This is a genomic window from Streptomyces nigrescens (assembly GCF_027626975.1).
Taxonomy (GTDB): domain Bacteria; phylum Actinomycetota; class Actinomycetes; order Streptomycetales; family Streptomycetaceae; genus Streptomyces; species Streptomyces nigrescens.
This window is the reverse complement of the sequence record NZ_CP114203.1, coordinates 2,310,531-2,332,913: the sequence shown is the minus strand read 5'-3', so window position 1 is coordinate 2,332,913 and position 22,383 is coordinate 2,310,531. Positions and strand designations below refer to the sequence as shown.

15 protein-coding genes are annotated in these 22,383 nt (G+C 68.6%); 11 read left to right on the top strand and 4 right to left on the bottom strand.

Annotated features, from left to right (window positions below):
• Positions 1-663: a HEAT repeat domain-containing protein gene (locus STRNI_RS10510; protein WP_277411066.1), complete on the bottom strand. Its 663-nt coding sequence runs from the start codon at positions 661-663 to the stop codon at positions 1-3.
• A 168-nt stretch (positions 664-831) separates the two neighbouring features.
• Positions 832-1,575, bottom strand: a complete 744-nt coding sequence (locus STRNI_RS10505; protein WP_277411065.1) for a dienelactone hydrolase family protein — start codon at positions 1,573-1,575, stop codon at positions 832-834.
• Between the two features lie 239 nt (positions 1,576-1,814).
• Here STRNI_RS10505 and STRNI_RS10500 point away from each other — a divergent pair, with 239 nt between their 5' ends.
• Positions 1,815-2,444 (top strand): TetR/AcrR family transcriptional regulator, encoded by a 630-nt coding sequence (locus tag STRNI_RS10500; RefSeq protein WP_277411064.1) that lies wholly within the window; start codon positions 1,815-1,817, stop codon positions 2,442-2,444.
• A gap of 278 nt (positions 2,445-2,722) precedes the next feature.
• Positions 2,723-5,437, top strand: coding sequence for an aconitate hydratase AcnA (gene acnA, locus STRNI_RS10495; RefSeq protein ID WP_018088863.1), 2,715 nt, complete (start codon positions 2,723-2,725; stop codon positions 5,435-5,437).
• Positions 5,438-5,516: 79 nt separating this feature from the next.
• Here the strand turns inward: acnA and STRNI_RS10490 are convergent, their stop codons facing one another.
• Positions 5,517-8,924, bottom strand: a complete 3,408-nt coding sequence (locus tag STRNI_RS10490; protein WP_277411063.1) for a GH92 family glycosyl hydrolase — start codon at positions 8,922-8,924, stop codon at positions 5,517-5,519.
• Between the two features lie 432 nt (positions 8,925-9,356).
• Between STRNI_RS10490 and ngcE the strand changes: the two genes are divergently transcribed.
• The 9 genes from ngcE (at position 9,357) to STRNI_RS10445 (ending at position 21,849) form a co-directional block, all read left to right on the top strand.
• Positions 9,357-10,799 carry an N-acetylglucosamine/diacetylchitobiose ABC transporter substrate-binding protein gene (gene ngcE / locus STRNI_RS10485; RefSeq protein WP_148589789.1) on the top strand — a complete coding sequence of 481 codons (1,443 nt, stop codon included), beginning with the start codon at positions 9,357-9,359 and terminating at the stop codon, positions 10,797-10,799.
• A gap of 89 nt (positions 10,800-10,888) precedes the next feature.
• A complete protein-coding gene (locus STRNI_RS10480) occupies positions 10,889-11,812 on the top strand; it encodes a carbohydrate ABC transporter permease (RefSeq protein WP_018088866.1) in 924 nt (307 codons plus the stop codon).
• Positions 11,812-12,777, top strand: a complete 966-nt coding sequence (locus STRNI_RS10475; RefSeq protein WP_159485642.1) for a carbohydrate ABC transporter permease — start codon at positions 11,812-11,814, stop codon at positions 12,775-12,777. Before STRNI_RS10480 ends, STRNI_RS10475 begins: the two co-directional genes overlap by 1 nt.
• Positions 12,778-13,109: 332 nt before the next feature.
• Positions 13,110-14,309, top strand: coding sequence for an ROK family transcriptional regulator (locus STRNI_RS10470; protein WP_018088868.1), 1,200 nt, complete (start codon positions 13,110-13,112; stop codon positions 14,307-14,309).
• A 138-nt stretch (positions 14,310-14,447) separates the two neighbouring features.
• Positions 14,448-15,542 (top strand): substrate-binding domain-containing protein, encoded by a 1,095-nt coding sequence (locus tag STRNI_RS10465; RefSeq protein ID WP_229838408.1) that lies wholly within the window; start codon positions 14,448-14,450, stop codon positions 15,540-15,542.
• Positions 15,543-15,836: 294 nt separating this feature from the next.
• Positions 15,837-16,637, top strand: a complete 801-nt coding sequence (locus STRNI_RS10460; RefSeq protein WP_078518561.1) for an ATP-binding cassette domain-containing protein — start codon at positions 15,837-15,839, stop codon at positions 16,635-16,637.
• On the top strand, positions 16,634-17,932 hold the full coding sequence (locus STRNI_RS10455) for a sugar ABC transporter permease (RefSeq protein ID WP_277411062.1): 1,299 nt from the start codon (positions 16,634-16,636) through the stop codon (positions 17,930-17,932). The genes STRNI_RS10460 and STRNI_RS10455 overlap by 4 nt, the downstream gene beginning before the upstream one ends.
• Before the next feature lie 212 nt (positions 17,933-18,144).
• Positions 18,145-20,127, top strand: coding sequence for a 1-deoxy-D-xylulose-5-phosphate synthase (gene dxs / locus STRNI_RS10450; protein ID WP_018088872.1), 1,983 nt, complete (start codon positions 18,145-18,147; stop codon positions 20,125-20,127).
• 195 nt (positions 20,128-20,322) lie between these two features.
• Positions 20,323-21,849, top strand: a complete 1,527-nt coding sequence (locus STRNI_RS10445; protein WP_159485634.1) for an amino acid permease — start codon at positions 20,323-20,325, stop codon at positions 21,847-21,849.
• Between the two features lie 78 nt (positions 21,850-21,927).
• Here STRNI_RS10445 and STRNI_RS10440 read toward each other — a convergent pair whose 3' ends face one another.
• A complete protein-coding gene (locus STRNI_RS10440; RefSeq protein WP_018088874.1) occupies positions 21,928-22,320 on the bottom strand; it encodes a PIN domain-containing protein in 393 nt (130 codons plus the stop codon).
• Positions 22,321-22,383 lie beyond the last annotated feature (63 nt).

The following is a 22,383-nucleotide window of genomic DNA, read 5'->3' as shown; positions in this document are numbered from 1 at the left end:
TCACTCCTCCTGGCCGGTCCTGCCGAGGGCCACGATGCGCTTCGCCTCTTCGATCGCGAACTCGAAACCCGCATCCGGGTCGCGCAACAGCCGTTCCGTGGCGATCGCGTGTGCCCGCACACGAGGGGCGACATCCGTCATCGCCGGGCGCAGAGCCGGCAACATCACCTCTCCGAGCGCGATCAGCGCCCGGCTGAGGCTCAGTTGCGTCTCCCGTTCGCCGCGCCCGAGCTGTGTCGTCAACACTGCGGCCAACTCGGCCTCTTCACCTTCGGGCACGAGCACGACCGCTGCCCGCCAAGCGCTCCGCGCCACCTCCTCGTCGGCGTCGGACAGCAGTGCCCGGGTGATCGCCGGCCAGGCCTGCCGGTCCCCGATCTTGGACAGCGTGTGCAACGCCTGGCTCCGTGCCTGCGCACGCTCCGAGCGGACTTCATGGAGAAGCTCCGGAACCGTCATTGAGGGAGAGTGGCGGGTGAGTGCCCATGTCAGCATTTCGCGCACGTAGAACTCGGGCTCGCTGGCGCATCGTTCGATGAGTTTGTCGATGAACCGTGGGTCAGGGGTCGTGCCGACCGCAAGCGCTGCCCGCAGCCGCACCGATGAGCGGCTGTCCTCCAGCCCTTGGAGAGCTCGCGTCGTGTCCGTGTCCTGTTTCTGCATGGTCGTCCGGACCACCTCCTTGACGCCAGTGAAGACCTTGTCACGGTGTCAAGGTCAAGCGGAGCCAGGCCGCGAGCTCACCAGGAGCAGGCCGTTACGGTGCGGCCGGCGTGTGCGCCGAGCACTCCGGAGCCGTGTCCTTTCAGGCTTGAGTTCCGAGCCGGAGCCTCAGTTGTTGGTCAGGGTGCGGTTGAGGAGGGGGAGCAGGCGGTCCCAGTGGTGCTGCAGCGCGGCGGGGTTGAAGGCGTCGGTGTCGGACATGGTGAAGCCGTGGAGGGTGCCTGGGTAGATCTCGGAGGTGTAGTCGACACCCGCCGCGTCCAGGGCCTGGTTGAGCTCGCCGAGGGCCTCGGGCGTCATATCGGTTTCGGCGTGGCCGAGGTGGACCTGGGCGGTGAGCTTGGAGAGGAGACGGTGGCTGTCGGGCCCGTCGGCGCCCACGGGGCCGTGGAAGTTGGCGACGGCCGCCACCAGGCCGGGGTGGGCCGCCGCGGTGCGCATCGCCAGCAGGCCGCCTATGCAGTAGCCGGTCACCGCGACCGGTCCGTCGCCGACCTCGGGCCGGCTGGTGAGGAACCTGAGGTAGGCGTCGGCGTCGCTCAGCACACGTTCGGCGGTGTGTGCCTCGATCAAGGGCATCAGCTTGTCGACGACCGCGGGCCGGACCTCTTCTCCGATGTACTCGGGAAGTTCGATCAGCGGTGCCGGGCCGTGCCGGTAGAAGAAGTTGGGGATGAGTACGTAATACCCGTGCTCGGCCAGCTCGCGGGCCATCTCCCGCAGCACGGGCCGGATGCCGAAGGCGTCCGCGTACATCAGCACCCCTGGGTGCCGCTCGCCGTGGTCGGGGAAGACGGCGAAGGCGTCGGCCCGGCCGTCCGCGGTGGGAATCTGCAGTGTCTTGGTGGGCAAGCTCTTCCTCTCTTTTCCTTGGGCTGATGCCGGTGCACAGCCCCTGCCAGGGGTGAGGTCACCCCGTTGATCATTCTCAGCGGCGACGGCTGTCCGCCGGCTCCTCGGCCTCGGTGCCCGCGCACTTCGTCACGCAGAGTAAAGTACAACGTGTATGGCAGTGAATGCAACGCCCGTTGTACTTTTTCTTCGGGCGGATACCTTGACCAGGGCGGCAGCGGCAGAGAGGGAAGTCACCCATGAGGCAGGGCATGGCGGAGAAGCGGGCGGCCATCGTGCGGGGCGCGCGCAAGGTCTTCGGGCGTGACGGCTATACGCGCACGAGTATCGATTCGATCGCCAAGGAGGCCGTGGTCTCCACCCGCACGATCTACAACCACTTCCCCGACGGCAAGGCCCAGCTCTTCCGGGCCGTGGTGGTCGAGGGCTCGGAAACGGTCGTCGAGGCGCGTCTCGACGCGATCGACCGACGGCTGCACAAGGTGACCGCGGCCGACCTGGAGCAGGACCTCGTCGAGTTCGTACGGGCCTGGGTCGCCCCGTTGCACCGGTTCTCCGATCACTTCGCGGTCGTCCGGCAGATGCGGGTCGAGAGTGCCCATGTGCCGGAGGAGTTCCTCACGGCCTGGCGGCGCAGCGGACCGCAGCGAGCGGCCGAGGCGGTGGCCGAGCGGTTCGAGCGGCTGGCCGCCGACGGGCTGCTCACGGCGGACGATCCGGCGCGGGCGGCCCGCCATTTGCTGCTGCTCACGGTGGCCGAGATCGACGACCGGAGCTTCCACGGGGCGTTGCCGCTCTCGGAGGAGGCGGAGGGCACGATCATCGAGTCGGGCGTACGGGCCTTCCTGCAGGGATACGCGCCGCGGTGATGCGTCCTCGCGTCGAGCGCATCCTTCGGCGCGGCAGTACCTTCCGCGCCCGGGGTGTGATCGACGGCCCGGTAGTGAGCGCGGTCATCCCGGTCAGGGCATGACCAGGCCGCAACGATGTACTAGAGTTATCTCGACATCGAGATATCTGCCGAGAGGCGTACCGCTGCCGCGCAACTAAGGCATACCTAACTTAGGCCCACCTTAGCGGATGGGGCAAGGACGGTGACGGCAGCATTGCGGTGGTACGCGCGAATTCATGCATGAAGGAGACTGTCGTGTCGGCGAACAGCTTCGACGCCCGCAGCACGCTGCAGGTGGGCGACGAGTCGTACGAGATCTTCAAGCTGGACAAGGTCGAGGGGTCCGCCCGTCTTCCGTACAGCCTGAAGGTGCTGCTGGAGAACCTGCTCCGCACTGAGGACGGCGCGAACATCACCGCCGACCACATCCGGGCGCTCGGCGGCTGGGACTCGCAGGCCCAGCCCAGCCAGGAGATCCAGTTCACGCCGGCCCGCGTGATCATGCAGGACTTCACCGGCGTGCCCTGTGTGGTCGACCTCGCCACCATGCGTGAGGCCGTCAAGGAGCTCGGCGGCGACCCGGCGAAGATCAACCCGCTGGCGCCGGCCGAGCTGGTCATCGACCACTCCGTCATCGCCGACAAGTTCGGCACGAAGGACGCCTTCGGCCAGAACGTGGAGCTGGAGTACGGCCGCAACAAGGAGCGCTACCAGTTCCTGCGCTGGGGCCAGACCGCCTTCGACGAGTTCAAGGTCGTCCCGCCCGGCACCGGCATCGTGCACCAGGTCAACATCGAGCACCTGGCCCGTACGGTCATGGTCCGCAACGGCCAGGCCTACCCCGACACCCTCGTCGGCACCGACTCGCACACCACCATGGTCAACGGCCTCGGTGTGCTGGGCTGGGGCGTCGGCGGCATCGAGGCCGAGGCCGCGATGCTCGGCCAGCCGGTCTCCATGCTCATCCCGCGCGTCGTCGGCTTCAAGCTGACCGGTGAGCTCAAGCCCGGCACCACCGCCACCGACCTCGTGCTGACCATCACCGAGATGCTGCGCAAGCACGGCGTCGTCGGCAAGTTCGTCGAGTTCTACGGTGAGGGCGTCGCCGCCACCTCGCTGGCCAACCGCGCCACCATCGGCAACATGTCGCCGGAGTTCGGCTCCACCGCCGCGATCTTCCCGATCGACGACGAGACCATCAAGTACCTGAAGCTGACCGGCCGCAGCGAGCAGCAGCTCGCGCTCGTCGAGGCGTACGCCAAGGAGCAGGGCCTCTGGCTCGACCCGGCCGCCGAGCCCGACTTCTCCGAGAAGCTGGAGCTGGACCTGTCGACGGTCGTCCCGTCGATCGCCGGTCCCAAGCGCCCGCAGGACCGCATCGTCCTCGCCGAGGCCGCCACGCAGTTCGAGCGCGACGTCCTTAACTACGTCTCCGACGCCGACGAGGCGGGCCAGGAGTCCTTCCCGGCCTCCGACTCCCCGGCCGCCACCGACGGCGTGCCGACCCGCCCGACCACGGTCACCGCCCCCGACGGCTCGACCTACGAGATCGACCACGGTGCGGTGACGGTCGCGGCCATCACCTCCTGCACCAACACCTCGAACCCGTACGTCATGGTCGCCGCCGCGCTGGTCGCGAAGAAGGCCGTGGAGAAGGGCCTGACCCGCAAGCCGTGGGTCAAGACCACCCTCGCCCCGGGCTCGAAGGTCGTCACCGACTACTTCGACAAGGCCGGTCTGACCCCGTACCTCGACAAGGTCGGCTTCAACCTCGTCGGCTACGGCTGCACCACCTGCATCGGCAACTCCGGCCCGCTGCCGGAGGAGGTCTCCAAGGCCGTCAACGAGCACGACCTGGCCGTCACCTCGGTGCTCTCCGGCAACCGCAACTTCGAGGGCCGGATCAACCCCGACGTCAAGATGAACTACCTGGCGTCCCCGCCGCTGGTCGTCGCGTACGCCCTCGCGGGTTCCATGAAGGTGAACATCACCGAGGACGCCCTGGGCACCGACACCGAGGGCAACCCGGTCTACCTCAAGGACATCTGGCCCTCCGAGGCCGAGGTCAACGACGTCGTGGCGAACGCCATCGGCGAGGACATGTTCAACAAGTCCTACCAGGACGTCTTCGCGGGCGACGCCCAGTGGCAGGCGCTGTCGATCCCGACCGGCAACACCTTCGAGTGGGACCCGCAGTCCACCTACGTGCGCAAGCCCCCGTACTTCGAGGGCATGACGATGGAGACCACCCCGGTCTCCGACATCACCGGCGCCCGGGTGCTGGCCAAGCTGGGCGACTCGGTCACCACCGACCACATCTCCCCGGCCGGTGCGATCAAGGCCGACACCCCCGCCGGCCAGTACCTCACCGAGCACGGCGTCGAGCGTCGTGACTTCAACTCCTACGGCTCGCGCCGTGGTAACCACGAGGTCATGATCCGCGGCACCTTCGCCAACATCCGCCTGCGCAACCAGATCGCGCCGGGCACCGAGGGCGGCTACACCCGCGACTTCACCCAGGACGGCGGTCCGGTGTCGTTCATCTACGACGCCTCGCAGAACTACCAGGCCGCCGGCACCCCGCTGGTCATCCTGGCCGGCAAGGAGTACGGCTCGGGCTCGTCCCGCGACTGGGCGGCCAAGGGCACCGCGCTGCTCGGCGTCAAGGCCGTCATCGCCGAGTCCTACGAGCGCATCCACCGCTCGAACCTCATCGGCATGGGCGTCCTGCCGCTGCAGTTCCCGGAGGGCGCGTCCGCCGAGTCCCTCGGCCTGACCGGCGAGGAGAGCTTCTCCTTCTCCGGCGTGACCGAGCTGAACGACGGCACCACGCCGCGCACCGTCAAGGTGACCACGGACAGCGGTGTCGAGTTCGACGCGGTCGTCCGCATCGACACCCCCGGCGAGGCGGACTACTACCGCAACGGCGGCATCATGCAGTACGTGCTGCGCTCGCTGATCCGCAAGTAAGTCCCCCCAGGGCACCAGGACGGGCCGCACTCCCTCGGGCGAGGGGGTGCGGCCCGTCCGTCGTCACGGGGCGACGGGGTCAGGGCGCCCCGAGCAGCTCGATCTCGGCGAGGGTGCCCGGGCCGTCGGGCACCAGCCGGTAGTGCAGGTAGCTGCCCGGGTCGCTGATGCCGAAGACGCGGGTCTGGTGATCCCAGGTGAAGGATTCCCCGTCGCGGTGGTCCAGCCGTGTCCACCGCTGCCCGTCCGGGGAGCCCTCCAGCGTCCAGCCGGCCGGTGCGGTGGCACGGTCCGCCGAGGTGAGGGTGTACGAGGTCACCCGCGCGGGGCGGGCGAGGTCCACCGGGGCGCCGGTCAGTGCGGCCGAGCTGCCGGAGGTGTTGTCGAAGAGCGGGCCGGTCGCCGGATCGGTCACATCGGCCGGCGGTGTGGGCACCTTGTCGTCCTTGGTGAGGGACGTCGGGGCCGCGTGCTCTCCGGTGCCCCAGGCGGACGGCCGGTCGCCCATGGTGAAGTCCAGCGTGCCGCCGCGGGCGAGGAGCCGGTGCGGAAGTGCGGTGGAATTCCAGGGTTTGCCGTTCACTCGGAGGCCTTGGACATAGACATTGCGCGCGTTGTTGCGCGGGGCGTTGACGGTGAGATCGCGGCCGTTCTCCAGGTGGACCGTGGCCTTGGTGAAGAGGGGGGAGCCCACCGCGTATTCGCCCTGGCCCATCACCAGCGGATAGAAACCGAGCGAGCTGAAGACGTACCACGCGGACATCTCACCGTTGTCCTCGTCGCCCGGGTATCCCTGGCCGATCTCGCTGCCGAGGTAGAGCCGGGACATCGCCTCGCGGACCTTCTCCTGGGCCTTCCAGGGCCGGCCGGCCGCGTCATAGACATAGGCGATGTGATGCGAGGGCTGATTGCTGTGCCCGTACATGCCCATCCGGGTATCGCGGGCCTCGGTCATTTCATGGATCACCTCGCCGTAGGAACCGGCGAATTCCTTGGACGCGGTCTCCGGGGTGGAGAAGTACGCGTCCAGCTTCTTGGCCAGGGCGGCGCGGCCGCCGTAGAGGTTGGCCAGCCCCCGGGTGTCCTGCGGCGCGGTGAAGGCGAAGGTCCAGGCGTTGGTCTCGGTATAGTCGTGGCCCCAGACCCGGGGGTCGAACGCGCCGGGCGGCAGCCGCCAGTTGCCCTGGGAGTCCTTGCCCTGGAAGAAGCCGACCCTGCGGTCGAAGAGCTTGACGTAATTCTGGGCGCGGCTCAGGAAATAGGCCGATTCTTCCTTGTAGCGGGGCTTTTTGGTCTTCTCGTACAGGGCTTTGCCCATACGGGCGATACCGAAGTCGTTGAGGTAGCCCTCCAGTGCCCAGGACATGCCCTCACGGGTATCGGTGCTCGTATAGCCGAGGAAGGGCGCGGTGGCCATGCCCTTGCGGCCGACCCCGGGCTGCGGCGGGGCGACGGTGGCGTTCTTGACGGCCGCGGCATAGGCCGCCTCGGCGTCGAATTCCACGCCCTTGGCGTAGGCGTCGGCGAACGCCACATCGGAACTCGTCCCGGTCATCAGGTCCGCATAGCCGGGCGAGGACCAGCGGGAGATCCAGCCGCCGTCCTTGTACTGCTGGACGAAGCCGTCGACCATTTTCCCCGCGCGTTTCGGGGTGAGGAGCGAATAGGCGGGCCAGGTGGTCCGGTAGGTGTCCCAGAAGCCGTTGTTGACGTACACCTCACCGTCGACGATCTTCGAGCCGGTGTGTGTCGGGGTGTCCTGGCCGACCTGCGGCGAGAACGGGCTGGCGTAGCGGCTGCGCGAACCGACCTGTTCGAAGCCGGAGTTGGGGTAGAGGTAGAGGCGGTAGAGGTTGGAGTAGAGGGTGGTGAGCTGATCGCGGCTCGCGCCTTCGACCTCGATCCGGCCCAGCAGGTCGTCCCACTGCGACTGTGCCCGTTCCTTGACGCCGGCGAAGGTCGCGCCGTCGGGGATCTCCCGGTCCAGATTCGCCTTCGCCTGGTCCACGCTGACGAGCGAGGTCGCGATCCGCATGGTCACCGTGCGGTCCGCCCCGGGCCGGAAGCGGAGATAGCCGGTGACGTCCTTCCCGCCCCCGCCGTCGAGCCTGCCGCCGCCGGTGACCGGGGCGTCGAAGACCCCGTAGACGAACAGCCGGGTGGCGCCGACGGACAGTCCGCTCTTGACGTCCGAGAAGCCGGTGACGACCCCGCGCCCGGTGTCCAGGCTCAGCCCGCCCTTGTTGTTGACGTTGTCGAAGATCAGGCTCGCCCGGTCGCCGGGGAAGGTGAAGCGCATCAGCGCGGCGTGGTCGGTGGGGGTGATCTCCGTCTTGAGGCCGTTGTCGAAGGTCACGCCGTAGTAGTGCGGCTTGGCGGTCTCGTTGGCGTGGTGGAACGGCAGCGCCCGTCCGGTGCGCGAGGCGTCCGGGGTGCCGGCCGCGACGGACGGCATGACCTGGAAGGTCTGCCGGTCGCCCATCCACGGACTGGGCTCATGGCTGGCGCTGAACGCCTGGAGGGTGGGGAGGTTGTCGGCGTTGTTCTTCCGCGCGTACTCGTAGAGCCAGTCGGCGGAGCCCGCGTTGGTGACAGGGGTCCAGAAGTTGAAGCCGTTGGGGACGGCGGTGGCGGGGAAGGTGTTGCCGCGCGAGAAACTGCCGCTGGAGAGCGTGCCGCGGGTGGTGACGGCGTAGTCGGAGAGACGGTCGAGCGGTTGGTCCGGTGCCTTGGGCGCGAGGGTGAGGTCATCGACCCAGCCGCGGAAGGCCGGTGCGGTCCGCGGTGCCTCCGGCGCGTCATAGCCGACCAGGATCCGGTCGACGGTCTTGCCCGCGGCGACCGCGCCGATCCGCGCTTCCCGGTTGTTCCACTGATTGACGTAGAGCGTCTTGGAGGCGGCCTGGCCCCGGGGCGTCAGCGGCGCGCCGTGCTGGTCGACGGCGGACAGCTCGCTGAGGTACGTCCCGTCGGTGAAGGCCAGATCGACGGCGGCATGGGTCGCCGGGTACGCCGGATCGCTCTTCGCCATCTCGGGGAAGATCTTGTACGAGAGCGAAGTGGCCGCGGTGACCGGGACATTGACGTCGAAGATCTTGTTGTACGAGTAGCCGCGGCCGGGGGCGGTGTGGGTGCCGGCGTAGCGCAGCGCATGCCCTCCGGTGAAGCCGGCGTGGGCCTTGGCGGTGGGGGAGTCGCGGGGGCCGGTGTCGGTCCCGGTGTTCATCCCGGGTGCCGCCGGGGCGGTCTCCGGGGTGACGCCGGAGGTCCGGGGCTTTCCGTCGGCGCCGGTGTCGACGGTGTCGGTCCAGTCCGGCTGCGGTTCGCCGGATTCGAACGAGGAGCGGAACTCCGTTGGACCCTGGGGCGGTTGGGGCGGCGCGGCCTGGGCCGGGCCGGGCGCGGTGATGACGAGCAGAGCGGCCGCCGCGAGGGCGGCGGGGCGGGCGATCCCCCGCAGTGGACTGTGCCGGTGTCTGAGCCGCACGCGAGCCCTCTCAACGAGATTGACATCGTTGTCAGTTGTCTGACGCCAGATAAACAGAGATAAGTAAGGTGCGTGGGGACTTTGGTGTCAAGGGTGGCGCTGAGATCGGTGCGCCGGTCGTGCCGCCGGGCGGTCCGGCGGATGGCGGCCGGGCGAATCCGCGCATACCGGGGAGGTCTCAACTAGGGAAAGACTGCCGTCCAACCCTGCATTCGATCTTGCCCCTGCGGCCGGAAGTGGACTATACCTGTCGCGTCCGACCGGCCGTACGACCCAGGCCGCGGATCCGGGGGGAAGGCGGGAACGCATGACTGCCCCGCATTTCCCTAGCGAGCCCGGTGCACATCCCGTACAACTCAGCTTCATCTGACCCGCGGTGCCGGGGTGGCTCCGGTACACCGCCTGAGTCCTGAAGAAGGCGAGGACTTGAGCATGGGATCCACCTCTGCATTCAACCGTCGCGATCTGGTCAAGCGGGCCGCGGCCCTGGGGATCGTCGCCGTACCGGCCATGGGAATGCTGTCGGCGTGTGCGAGCGGCGGCGGCAGCGACAGCGACAACAAGGTCGAAAAGGGAAAGAAGTCGGCCAAGAATCCGCTCGCGGTCAATGAGTCGGCCGGCCTGGATGTCGTCATCTTCGACGGCGGATTCGGCGACAAGTACGCCAAGGACGCCCAGAGCGAGTACCTCAAGGCCTTCCCGAAGGCCGACGGCAAGGTGAAGCTCTCGTCGACCCAGAAGATCCAGTCGACACTGCAGCCGCGCTTCAACGGCGGAAACCCCCCGGACCTCGTCGACAACTCCGGTGCGGAACAGATGGACTTCGGCACGCTGGTGGGCAAGGACCAGCTGACCGACCTCTCGGCGCTCCTCGACGCCCCCTCGGTCGACGACCCGAACAAGAAGGTGCGGGACACCCTGCGCCCCGGCGTCGTCGAAATGGGACAGTTCGGAGGCAAGGAAACCTGGATTCTCTACTACGCGTACACGGTCTACGGCGTCTGGTACTCCAAGAGTAATCTGCAGAAGCTGGACGCGGAATATCCGGAGACCTGGGACGACATGCTGGCCCTGTGCGCGAAGGCCAAGAAGAAGGGCGTCGCGGGCTGGACGTACCCGGGCAAGTACCCGTACTACCTTCCCTTCAGCCTCTACCCGTTCATCGCCAAGATCGGTGGTGCGGAGGTCCTGCGGAAGATCGACAATCTGGAGCCGAACGCCTGGAAGGACCCGGCGGTCAAGGCGGCATTCGACGCCTACTACGAGCTCTACAAGAAGGGCTATGTCCTCAAGGGCTCGCCCGGGCTGGACCACCTCCAGTCGCAGAAGGCGTGGGCCGACGGCAAGGCGCTGTTCATCCCCAACGGTTCCTGGGTGGAGAACGAGTCGGCCAAGCAGATCGCGAAGAATCCGAACTTCGATCTCGCGGTCGGCGCCCCGTCCAGCCTGTCGGACTCCGACAAGATGCCCTACGGCACGATCTGGGCCTCGGGCGGCGAGCCGTACATCGTGCCCAGGAAGGCCCGCAACGCCGAGGGCGGCATGGAGCTGCTGCGCATCATGCTCAGCAAGAAGTCCTCGCAGAACTTCATCCGGCAGGTCTCCTCCCTCACCTCGCTCAACGGCGGCACCGAGGGGCTGAAGCTCCCGCCGGGTCTGGCATCGGCGCAGGTGGCGCTGGAAAAGGCCGGCCAGAACATCGTCAATCCGCGGTTGCAGGACTGGTATGTGGCGCTCCAGAAGGAGCGGATCGGGGTCGGTGCGCTGGGCGAGATGATGGCCGGCCGGCTGACTCCCGACGAGGCCATCAAGAAGATCCAGAAGTACGCGGACGACACCCGCGACGACTCCAGCGTGAAGAAGTACAAGCGCTGACCGAGAAATGCGTGGGATGACCTCCCGGCGCCGGCCGGGGGCGCGTCACCGGCGGCGGCACACGCGGGGAGAGAACGGGATCGGTAGTCATGAAACACGGTAAGTACCGTTTCATCGCGGGGTTCTTGGTCCTCCCGCTGGCGATTTACGCGATCTTCGTGATCTCGCCCTTCGTGCAGGCGATTTACTACTCCTTCACGGACTGGACCGGGCTGAGTCCGGACATGAAGATGGTCGGCCTCGACAACTATGCGCGCCTCTTCCAGGACGATGTCTTCTGGTCCGCCGTGGGCAACAGTGTGACGTTGTTGCTGCTCCTGCCGGTGGTGACGCTCTCGCTCGGGCTCTTCTTCGCCTTCATGCTCAACGTCGGTGGCCGTCGCCGGAAGAAGGCGGTCATCGGCGGGGTGCGCGGCTCGGGCACCTATAAAATCCTCTACTTCTTCCCGCAGGTGCTGTCGGTCCCGATCGTCGCGCTGCTGTTCCAGTTCGCCTACAACCCGGAGAGCGGCGCGCTCAACGCCTTCTTCGACGCGGTCGGGCTCGGCAATGTGCAGCCGGACTGGCTGGGGGATCCGCAGATCGCCCTGTGGTGTGTGATGGCCGCGATGGTGTGGGCCAATGTCGGCTTCTATGTGGTGCTCTTCTCGGCCGGTATGAGCTCCATTCCGAAGGACTTCTACGAGGCCGCGCTGCTGGACGGCGCGAACCGCTTCAACACGTTCTTCCGGATCACCCTGCCGCTGCTGTGGGACACCGTCCAGACCGGCTGGATCTATATGGGCATTCTCGCCCTGGACGTGTCGGCCTTCGCCTTCGTGCAGATCATGAGCGTCGGTCCGGGCGGCCCCGACTATTCGACCGAGGTCCTTCCGCTGTACGTGTACCAGAAGACCTTCCGCGACGGTCAGGCCGGATATGCGACCGCCATCGGCGTTTCCCTGCTGATCGTGACCCTCATCTTCTCGGCCGTCGTCATGCGGCTGGGACGGCGCGAGCGACTGGAGTTCTGATGAGTGCGCAGACAGACCCCGCGGACCTCCCGGGGGTGACGAAGGAGCACCCACCGCCTCCGGGTGCGTCGCGGCTGCCCGGCCCGCGCGGCGGACAGGGACGGAAGGACGGCGCCGGCTCCGGCGGCGGAAGCGGCGAGGGCAGGGTCCTCAATGTCTTCTCGCACGGAGTCCTGGTGATCTGGGGCCTGTTGGTCACCATGCCGCTGCTGTGGGCGGTGGTGAGCTCCTTCAAGGACGACACCGAGATCTTCGGCTCGCCCTGGGGGCTGCCGTCGGTCCTGCACTTCGACAACTGGGCCCGCGCCTGGGACAAGGCGCACATGGGCCAGTACTTCCTCAACTCGCTGATCGTCGTGGGCGGTTCGCTGATCGGCACGATGCTGCTGGGCGCGATGGCGGCGTATGTGCTGGCCCGCTTCGACTTCCCGGGCAACCGCTTTCTGTATTTCCTGTTCGTGGGCGGCATGGGCTTCCCGGTCATCCTGGCGCTGGTCCCGCTGTTCTTCGTCATGAAGAACATGGCGCTGCTGGACACCTACCACGGGCTGATCCTGGTCTACATCGCCTACTCGCTGCCGTTCACGGTCTTCTTCCTCAGCGGGTTCTTCAAGACGCTGCCGACCTCGGTCGCCGAGGCGGCGCTCATCGACGGTGCCTCGCACACCCGCACCTTCTTCCAGGTGATGCTGCCGATGGCCAAGCCCGGCCTGATCAGCGTCGGGATCTTCAACTTCCTCGGGCAGTGGAACCAGTACCTGCTGCCGACGGTGCTCAACGTCGGTGACCCGGACCGGAAGATGCTGACCCAGGGGCTGGTGGCCCTGGCGGTGAGTCAGGGCTACAAGGGGGACTGGTCCGGTCTGTTCGCCGGGCTGACGATCGCGATGCTGCCGGTGCTCGCCGCGTACATCATCTTCCAGCGGCAGGTGGTGGCCGGTCTGACCGCCGGCGCGCTGAAGTAGGGGAGTGGGCCACGAGCCCGTCCGGCGGCCGGCGGTCCGGCGGTCCGGCGGTCCGGCGAAAGATTTGAGCCACCTTGGCGTGCCGCCCGGCAGGCCTCCGGGGCGGCTCCGCTGCGGCGGGGCCGCCTCCCCGGGTGCCCGGATCAGGCGCTATCCGATCATGCCGGGCTCAACGCCTTGACGAGACTTCCCGGCTGGCGTTCTGCTTAGGGTTCACATGTTGAATCGATGGCCGCCCCCCGAGGACGTGGGTGCGGTCGGCGGGCGGTCGTCGTGCCTCCCCAGCTTCCGCTGGGAGGTACCCCCGGCCCCAGACGGGAGTGGATGAGTCGATGGAGACTCCAGGGTCGCAGTCCTCGCTGCACCGGGCCAATCTGGAGCGGGTCGTGCGCGCGGTGCGTATGGCGGGCTCACTCACGCAGGCGGAGATCGCCCGGAGCACGGGGCTGTCCGCGGCCACCGTTTCCAACATCGTTCGCGAGTTGAAGGACGGCGGAACCGTTGAGGTGACGCCGACCTCGGCGGGCGGGCGGCGGGCGCGCAGTGTCTCGCTCTCCGGCGACGCGGGCATCGTCGTAGGGGTCGATTTCGGGCATTCCCATCTGCGGGTGGCGGTCGGCAACCTCGCCCACCAGGTGCTCGCCGAGGAAGCCGAGCCGATCGATGTGGACGCCTCCGCCGCCGAGGGCTTCGACCGGGCGGAACAGCTGGTCAACCGGCTGATCGCGGCCACCGGGATCGACCCGGGCAAGGTCGTCGGCGTCGGCCTGGGCGTGCCGGGGCCCATCGACGTCGAATCCGGGACGCTCGGCTCCACGGCGATCCTGCCGGGCTGGACGGGGACGAACCCCGGTCAGGAGCTGTCGGGGCGCCTCGGGGTGCCCGTGCACGTCGACAACGACGCCAACCTCGGCGCGCTGGGCGAGCTGGTGTGGGGCGGTGGCCGCGGGGCCTCCGACCTGGCGTACATCAAGGTCGCCAGCGGTGTCGGCGCCGGGCTGGTGATCAGCGGGCAGATCTACCGCGGGCCGGGCGGCACGGCGGGCGAGATCGGGCACATCACGCTGGACGAGGCCGGTCCGGTGTGCCGCTGCGGCAACCGCGGCTGTCTGGAGACCTTCACCGCGGCCCGGTATGTCCTCCCGCTGCTGCAGCCGAGCCACGGGCCCGATCTGACCATGTCGCGGGTGGTCCAGCTGGCCCGCGAGGGTGACCCGGGCTGCCGCAGGGTCATTGCGGACGTGGGGCGCCATATCGGCAGTGGTGTGGCAAATCTGTGCAATCTGCTCAATCCCAGCCGAGTGGTGCTCGGCGGGGATCTCGCCGAGGCCGGTGAGCTGGTGCTCGCACCGATCCGTGAGTCGGTCTCGCGCTACGCGATCCCCAGCGCGGCACGGCAGTTGGGGATCGTCCCGGGCACGCTCGGGGGCCGTGCGGAGGTGCTCGGCGCCCTGGCGCTGGTGCTGAGCGAGATGGGCGATTCGACCCTGCTCGACGGTGCGCAGACCGCGGACGCGCCGGCCCCGGCATAAGAGCGCCGAGTTCACACAGCTAACGCATGGCACCGTTGTCATCTCGTTAAGGATTTACTCCTTGACGGTCGGCTGGCGGCCGAGTTGACTTCCAGCCACCTCGGCCGCAAGGACGCGGCCTCGTCAGGGAGGCACCCCATGAACGTTTGGACGCGTCGCGTCGTCATAGGCACAGCCGCTGTCTCGATGGCGCTCTCCGTGGCCGCCTGCGGCAAGGCCGGCGACGGCGCCAAGGGTGGCGGCGGCGACAACAAGACGATCGGCCTGCTGCTGCCGGAGAACAAGACCACGCGTTACGAGACCTTCGACCGCCCGCTCATGGAGGCGAAGATCAAGGCGCTGTGCAGCGACTGCAAGGTGAAGTACAACAACGCGGCGCAGGAGACCGAGACCCAGAAGAAGCAGTTCGACGCGCTGATCACCCAGGGCGTGAAGGTGATCATTCTGGACGCGGTCGACTACAAGGCCACCAAGTCCTGGGTGAACCAGGCCGCCAAGAAGGGCGTGAAGGTCGTCGCGTACGACCGGCTGGCCGAGGGCAACATCTCCGCCTACGTGTCCTACGACAACGAGAAGATCGGCCGCCTGCAGGGTGAGGCGCTGGTCAAGGCGCTCGGCGACAAGGCCAAGGACAGCAATGTCGTCATGATCAACGGTTCGCCGACCGACCCGAACATGCCGTTCTTCAAGAAGGGCGCCCACAGCGTCCTCGACAAGCAGGTCAAGAAGATCGCGTACGAGCAGGACATCCCGGACTGGTCGCCGGACGAGGCCAACAAGAAGATGAGCGCCGCCCTCGACTCGCTCGGCAAGGACGGCTTCCAGGGCGTCTACTCCGGCAACGACGGCATGGCCGGCGGCATCATCACCGCCCTCAAGCAGAAGGGCGTGGAGGTCCCGGTCGGCGGCCAGGACGCCGAGCTCGCGGGTCTGCAGCGGATCCTCAAGGGCGACCAGGCGTTCACCATCTACAAGCAGATCAAGCCGCAGGCCGACTCCACGGCCGAGATCGCGGTCAAGCTACTCAAGGGCGAGAAGATCGGCTCCCTGACGGACTCCAAGGTCGACAGCCTCAGCGGCGAGGTCAAGGGCATCCCGGCCAAGCTGTACGACGCGCAGATCGTGACCAAGGACAACATCGCCTCCACGATCCTCAAGGACAAGGTCTACAAGGCGAGCCAGATCTGCGCCGGCGACGCCAAGAAGGCCTGCGAGTCGGCCGGCATCAAGTAGGGCCACGGGCCCTCCGGCCCCGGCTCCCCCCGACGCCGGACCCCCGGCGCCGGACCCCCGGCCCCGGCTCCACGCCCCGGCCCCGGTCCCCGAACCCCGGCCCCAGGACCCCGGTCAGGCGGGGGCCGCGCGGCACCGCCCCGCGGCCCCCGGCCCGGTCCGTACCCCTACCGGTCCCTACCGGTCCCTGCCCGCCCCGCGACACCCCGTCCCGGGCGCGGACACCGGACCGTCCCTCGCGAGCCCCCTGCTCCACGCACCACCATCCCCGCCGTTGTGACGGCGGCGAAGGAGATGATTCACGTGTCCGCTACGCCTGTGCTGGCGTTGCGCGGAATCTCCAAGCGGTTCGGCGCCGTCCAGGCACTCACGGACGTCACCCTGGAGATCCACCCCGGTGAGGTGGTCGCCCTCGTCGGCGACAACGGCGCCGGCAAGTCCACCCTCGTCAAGACGATCTCGGGCGTCCACCCGGTCGACGACGGCGCCATCGAATGGCAGGGCGAGACGGTCCGCATCAACAAGCCGCACGACGCCCAGGAACTCGGCGTCGCCACCGTCTACCAGGACCTCGCGCTCTGCGACAACCTCGACGTCGTCGCCAACCTCTTCCTCGGCAACGAGACCCGCACCGTCGGTGTCCTCGACGAGATCGCCATGGAGAAGCGGGCCAAGGAGCTGCTGGACACCCTGTCCATCCGCATCCCCAGCGTCCGGATCCCCGTCGCGGCGCTCTCCGGCGGTCAGCGGCAGGTCGTCGCCATCGCCCGGGCGCTGATCGGCGACCCGAAGGTCGTCATCCTGGACGAGCCCACCGCCGCACTCGGTGTCGAGCAGACCGCGCAGGTCCTCGACCTCGTCGAGCGGCTGCGGGAGCGCGGCCTGGGCGTCATCCTCATCAGCCACAACATGGCCGATGTGCAGGCCGTCGCGGACCGGGTCGCGGTGCTGCGGCTGGGCCGCAACAACGGTGTCTTCGATGTCGAGGGCACCTCCCACGAAGAGATCATCGCCGCCATCACCGGCGCCTCGGACAACGCCGTGACCCGCCGCAAGGCGCGCACGGACCAGGTGAAGAAGGAGGCCGGGGCATGAGCGATCTCACCAAGGAGCCCGCGGCGACGACGGCCGCTCCGGCCCCCGCACCGGACGCCGCCCCGCCGGCCGCCGTCGACCCCCGTCTGCTCGTCCGCGAACAGGGCTTCGCCGGCTATCTCAACGACTTCAAGCGCCGGGTGCGCGGGGGTGAGCTGGGCTCGCTGCCGGTCATCATCGGCCTGTTCGTCATCGCGGTCGTCTTCCAGATGAAGAACAGCAGCTTCCTGTCCGCGGACAGCCTCGCCAACATCGGCGTCTACACCTCCGGCCTCGGCATCATGGCCGTCGGCATCGTCTTCGTGCTGCTGCTCGGCGAGATCGATCTGTCGGTCGGCTCGGTGGCGGGTGTCGGCGCGGCCGTGTGGGCCGTCCTCAGCGTCACCAATGGCGTCAACGACTGGCTCGCGGTGCTGATCGCCATCGCGTCCGGTGTGGTCATCGGCGCCCTGCACGGGTTCTTTTTCGCCAAGATCGGCGTGCCGGCCTTCGTCGTCACGCTGGCCGGTTTCCTCGGCTGGAGCGGTCTCCAGATCTGGATGATGGGCAAGGAAGGCTCCATCAACACGCCGAGCGGCAGTGTCGTGGAGAACCTCACCGGCTACTACTTCGAGGACAAGGCCGCCGCGTACGGTCTCGCACTGGTCGCGGTCCTCGCCTACGCCGGATCGCTGCTGCTGGACAGCAAGCGCCGCAAGGCCGCCGCGCTGCCGTCCCGGCCGCTCAGCGAGATCCTGCTGCGCACCGGCGTGGTCGCGGTCCTCGCCTTCGTCGTCGCCTATGTCCTGAACGAGCCGGCCGGCGCCCGCGGTCTGCCGCTGGCTCTGGTGCTGTTCCTCGCGGTCCTGGTCATCGCCGACTTCGTGGTGCGCCGTACCACCTACGGACGGCAGATCTTCGCGGTCGGCGGAAACGCCGAGGCGGCCCGCCGCGCCGGTATCAATGTGAACAAGATCCGGATCAGCGTCTTCGCCGTCTCCGGCATGCTCGCGGCCTTCGGCGGACTGTTCATCGCCAGCCTCTCCGGTGGCGCCACCAAGAACCTGGGCTCCGGCAACACCCTGATGAATGTCATCGCGGCGGCCGTCATCGGTGGTACCAGCCTCTTCGGCGGACGTGGCAAGATCTGGTCCGCGCTGCTGGGCATGCTGGTCATCCAGTCGATCCAGCAGGGCCTGAACCTGCTCGGCATGGCGAGTGAGATCCAGTACATGATCACCGGGGCGGTCCTGCTCGCCGCCGTGGTCATCGACTCGGTCTCCCGCCGGACGCAGAAAACGGCCGGACGCACCTGACCGCGGCGGTCGTCCGACGGCGTCGGCCCCCACCGGGCATCATCCGGTGGGGGCCCCTCCGCGTGCGGCGCCGTACGCCGTGCGGAGTGCCGGGCCCCATGTCACCCGAGTGACATACATCGCAAGGCCCGGGCGTCGCCGCGGCGGACGCAACATTAGACTCGTCTGATCGGCAAGCTCGATCCACGGCAGCAAGCAGCAAGGAGGCAGGGGTGGCGTTGCTTTCCCGTATCAGGGGACCGCGCGATCTGGACCGACTGGGCCCGGAGCAGCTCGAGCAGCTGGCGGGGGAGATCCGTACCTTCCTTGTCGATGCGGTGTCCAAGACCGGCGGACACCTCGGCCCGAACCTCGGCGTGGTCGAGCTGACCATCGCCCTGCACCGCGTCTTCGACTCCCCGAAGGACAAGGTCCTCTTCGACACCGGGCATCAGTCCTACGTCCACAAGCTGCTCACCGGTCGTCAGGACTTCTCCAAGCTCAAGGCGAAGGGCGGCCTGTCCGGCTACCCCTCCCGTGCCGAGTCCGAGCACGACATCATCGAGAACAGCCACGCCTCCACGGTGCTCGGCTGGGCCGAGGGCATCGCGAAGGCCAACGAGGTGCGCGGTTCGGACAACCGGGTCGCCGCCGTCATCGGTGACGGCGCGCTGACCGGCGGTATGGCCTGGGAGGCGCTCAACAACATCGCCGCCGCCAAGGACCGCCCGCTCGTCATCGTCGTCAACGACAACGAGCGCTCCTACGCCCCGACCATCGGCGGCCTCGCCAACCACCTGGCGACGCTGCGCACCACGGACGGCTACGAGCGTTTCCTGGCCCGCGGCAAGGACCTGCTGGAGCGCACGCCGGTCGTCGGCAAGCCGCTCTACGAGACGCTGCACGGCGCCAAGAAGGGCCTCAAGGACTTCATCGCCCCGCAGGGCATGTTCGAGGACCTGGGCCTGAAGTACGTCGGCCCGATCGACGGTCATGACATCGAGGCGCTGGAATCCGCCCTGACGCGCGCCAAGCGCTTCGGCGGCCCGGTCATCGTCCACTGCCTCACCGAGAAGGGCCGCGGCTACCAGCCCGCCCTCCAGGACGAGGCGGACCGCTTCCACGCCGTCGGCAAGATCCACCCCGACACCGGGCTGCCGATCTCCTCGGGCGGCAAGGACTGGACGTCCGTCTTCGGTGACGAGATGGTCGAGCTCGGCAAGGAGCGCAAGGACATCGTCGCCATCACGGCGGCCATGCTCCAGCCCGTCGGACTGGACAAGTTCGCCAAGGCCTTCCCCGACCGCGTCTTCGACGTCGGCATCGCCGAGCAGCACGGGGCGGTCTCCGCGGCGGGCATGGCCACCGGCGGCCTGCACCCGGTCTTCGCCGTCTACGCCACCTTCCTCAACCGCGCCTTCGACCAGGTGCTGATGGATGTGGCGCTGCACAAGTGCGGTGTCACCTTCGTGCTGGACCGGGCCGGGGTCACCGGCACCGACGGCGCCTCGCACAACGGCATGTGGGACATGTCGATCCTGCAGGTCGTACCCGGTCTGCGGATCGCCGCGCCGCGCGACGCCGACCAGGTCCGCGCCCAGCTGCGCGAGGCCGTCGACGTCGACGACGCGCCCACCGTGGTGCGCTACTCCAAGGGCGCCGTCGGCCCCGCGGTCGAGGCCGTCGGCCGGGTCGGCGGCATGGACGTGCTGCGCGAGCCCGCCGAGGGCGTCACCCGGCCCGACGTCCTCCTGGTGTCCGTCGGCGCGCTCGCCCCGATGTGCCTGGAGATCGCCGACCTCCTGGACAAGCAGGGCATTTCCACCACTGTCGTCGACCCCCGCTGGGTCAAGCCGGTCGACGCGGCGCTGCCGGGGCTGGCCGCCAAGCACCGGGTCGTGGTCACCGTCGAGGACAACGTCCGTTCCGGCGGCGTCGGTTCGGCCGTCGCCCAGGCACTGCGCGACGCCGGTGTCGATCTGCCGCTGCGTGACTTCGGCATCCCCGAGCAGTTCCTCGACCACGCCTCCCGCAAGGAGGTCATGGCGGAGATCGGGCTCACCGCGCCGGACATCGCCCGCCAGGTGACCGGCCTGGTCTCCAAGATCGACGGGCTGCCCCAGCCCCCGCTCCGTCCGGCCGACGGCGGTGCGGACGCCTCCGAGGCCGCCCGCGCCAAGGGTGCGGCCGAGCCGGCCGAGGCCGCCCGCGACTGATTCCGCAGACGGCACGATGGGCCGGCCGGTCATCCGTACGGATGTTCCGGCCGGCCCATCGGCATACGTACGGCCGCACCCCATCGGGTGAATCCCCGCCGTCCGGAGGCCCGCCGAAGCTGACTGTTTCCCGGCATTGCGGAGACTCGGTCAGTTCAGGAGAGTTGCGAGGGTCGTCCAGGCGGAGGTTCGCCCATGAGCACACAGCACGGCACACCACACGATTCACGCCGCAGTCGCGGCCTGTTCCGGACGAAGTCCGTGGAACAGTCGATCCTGGATACCGAGGAGCCGGAGCACACGCTCAAGAAGTCCCTGTCGGCTCTCGATCTGACCGTCTTCGGTGTCGGTGTCGTCATCGGCACCGGCATTTTCGTCCTCACCGGAAAAATCGCCAAGGAGCAGGCCGGACCCGCTGTCGCCCTGTCCTTCGTCGTCGCGGGTGTGGTCTGCGCGCTGGCGGCGCTGTGTTACGCGGAGTTCGCCTCCACCGTGCCGGTCGCCGGGTCGGCCTACACCTTCTCGTACGCCTCACTGGGCGAGCTGCCCGCCTGGATCATCGGCTGGGACCTGATCCTGGAACTCGCCCTGGGCTGTGCGGTGGTCGCGGTCGGCTGGTCCGGCTATGTGCGCTCCCTGCTGGACTCCGCCGGGCTGCATCTGCCCGCCGGCCTGTCCGGCACCCATGAGGGGCAGTTCGGCTTCGACCTGCTCGCCTTCCTCCTCGTACTGGCGCTGACCGGCATCCTGGTGCTCGGGGCGAAGCTGTCCTCGCGGGTGACGGCGGTGGTCGTCGGGGTCAAGGTCACCGTCGTCCTGCTGGTCATCGTCGCCGGTGCCTTCTTCATCAACGGCGCCAACTACACGCCGTTCATCCCGCCCAGCGAGCCCGTTGAAGCCGGTGGCGGACTGGGCGCGCCGCTGGCCCAGCTGATGTTCGGCTTCACCCCGGCCAACTTCGGCACCATGGGCATCTTCGCCGCGGCGGCCGTGGTCTTCTTCGCCTTCATCGGCTTCGACATCGTGGCCACCGCCGCCGAGGAGACCCGCAACCCGCAGCGCGATGTGCCGCGCGGCATCCTCGGCTCACTGGCCATCTGCACCATCCTCTACGTGGCCGTGTCGATCGTCGTGACCGGTATGCAGAAGTACAGCAAGCTCTCCACCGACGCCCCGCTCGCCGATGCCTTCAAGGACCTCGGGCACCCCTTCTTCGCGGGCGTGATCAGCTTCGGCGCCGCCGTCGGCCTGACCTCCGTCAGCATGATCCTGCTGCTCGGCCAGAGCCGGGTGTTCTTCGCGATGAGCCGGGACGGGCTGCTGCCACGGGTCTTCTCGAAGTCCCATCCGCGGTTCGGCACCCCCTACCGGTCGACCATCGCGCTGGGTGTCGTCGTCGCCGTCGTCGCCGGTTTCACCTCGATCGACGAACTCGCCGAACTGGTCAACATCGGCACCCTGTTCGCGTTCGTCGTGGTCGCGGTCGGCGTCATCCTGCTCCGCCGCTCCCGGCCCGATCTGCCCCGTTCCTTCCGCACCCCGCTGGTGCCGCTGGTGCCGGTGCTCTCGGTGGCGGCCTCGGTGTGGCTGATGCTCAATCTGCCCGCGGAGACCTGGGTCCGGTTCGCGTTCTGGATGGTGGCCGGCTTCGTCATCTACTTCCTGTACGGGCGCTCGCACAGCCGCCTCGGCATCCGCACGCGGAAGGCCGCCAAGGACTGACGGCGCCGGAGGCCCGCCCGGCTCCTCCGCCCGGCCCCGTATGCCGCGCCCGTCGCGGTGTACGGGGCTTCGCCGTACCTACGCCTCGCCGCGCCCCCGGCCCCATACGGCCCGCGGCCCCGTCACCCGCGCGCCCAGCGCCTGGACCCGCTCCCGCAGCCCGCGGTCCGCGGTGACCACCAGACAGTCCCGCCCGCCGCACTCGTCCGCCACCAGCTGCACGATCCGGTCGTCGCCGCTGCCGTCCGCCGGCACCACCCGGACGCCCTCGACGGACTCGACCCGCCGCGCCGCGCCCTCCACCACCAGGACCATCTCCAGGGGCGGCGTCACCAGCCCCGGCAGCCCCTGGCTGACGTACGCGGGCAGCGCGTCGCGCAGCCGCTCCGCCGCGCCGTGCCGGTCCCGCCACCAGCCGTCGGGCACCGAGCCGACGACATTCGCGGCATCGACAATGACCAAGGAATCCATGCCGCCACCCTCCCACGCCGGGCCGCGGCCGTCCCCCGGCACACAAAGGCGCGGACCGGCTCC

Excerpts from the sequence above, each read along its gene's own strand:
- STRNI_RS10500 (WP_277411064.1), top strand. The coding sequence starts at position 1,815 with ATGAGGCAGGGCATGGCGGAGAAGCGGGCGGCCATCGTGCGGGGCGCG.
- STRNI_RS10465 (WP_229838408.1), top strand. The coding sequence starts at position 14,448 with ATGAACGTTTGGACGCGTCGCGTCGTCATAGGCACAGCCGCTGTCTCG.
- STRNI_RS10480 (WP_018088866.1), top strand. The coding sequence starts at position 10,889 with ATGAAACACGGTAAGTACCGTTTCATCGCGGGGTTCTTGGTCCTCCCG.
- STRNI_RS10470 (WP_018088868.1), top strand. The coding sequence starts at position 13,110 with ATGGAGACTCCAGGGTCGCAGTCCTCGCTGCACCGGGCCAATCTGGAG.
- STRNI_RS10440 (WP_018088874.1), bottom strand. The coding sequence starts at position 22,320 with ATGGATTCCTTGGTCATTGTCGATGCCGCGAATGTCGTCGGCTCGGTG.
- STRNI_RS10460 (WP_078518561.1), top strand. The coding sequence starts at position 15,837 with ATGATTCACGTGTCCGCTACGCCTGTGCTGGCGTTGCGCGGAATCTCC.
- STRNI_RS10475 (WP_159485642.1), top strand. The coding sequence starts at position 11,812 with ATGAGTGCGCAGACAGACCCCGCGGACCTCCCGGGGGTGACGAAGGAG.
- STRNI_RS10510 (WP_277411066.1), bottom strand. The coding sequence starts at position 663 with ATGCAGAAACAGGACACGGACACGACGCGAGCTCTCCAAGGGCTGGAG.
- STRNI_RS10455 (WP_277411062.1), top strand. The coding sequence starts at position 16,634 with ATGAGCGATCTCACCAAGGAGCCCGCGGCGACGACGGCCGCTCCGGCC.
- STRNI_RS10445 (WP_159485634.1), top strand. The coding sequence starts at position 20,323 with ATGAGCACACAGCACGGCACACCACACGATTCACGCCGCAGTCGCGGC.
- ngcE (WP_148589789.1), top strand. The coding sequence starts at position 9,357 with ATGGGATCCACCTCTGCATTCAACCGTCGCGATCTGGTCAAGCGGGCC.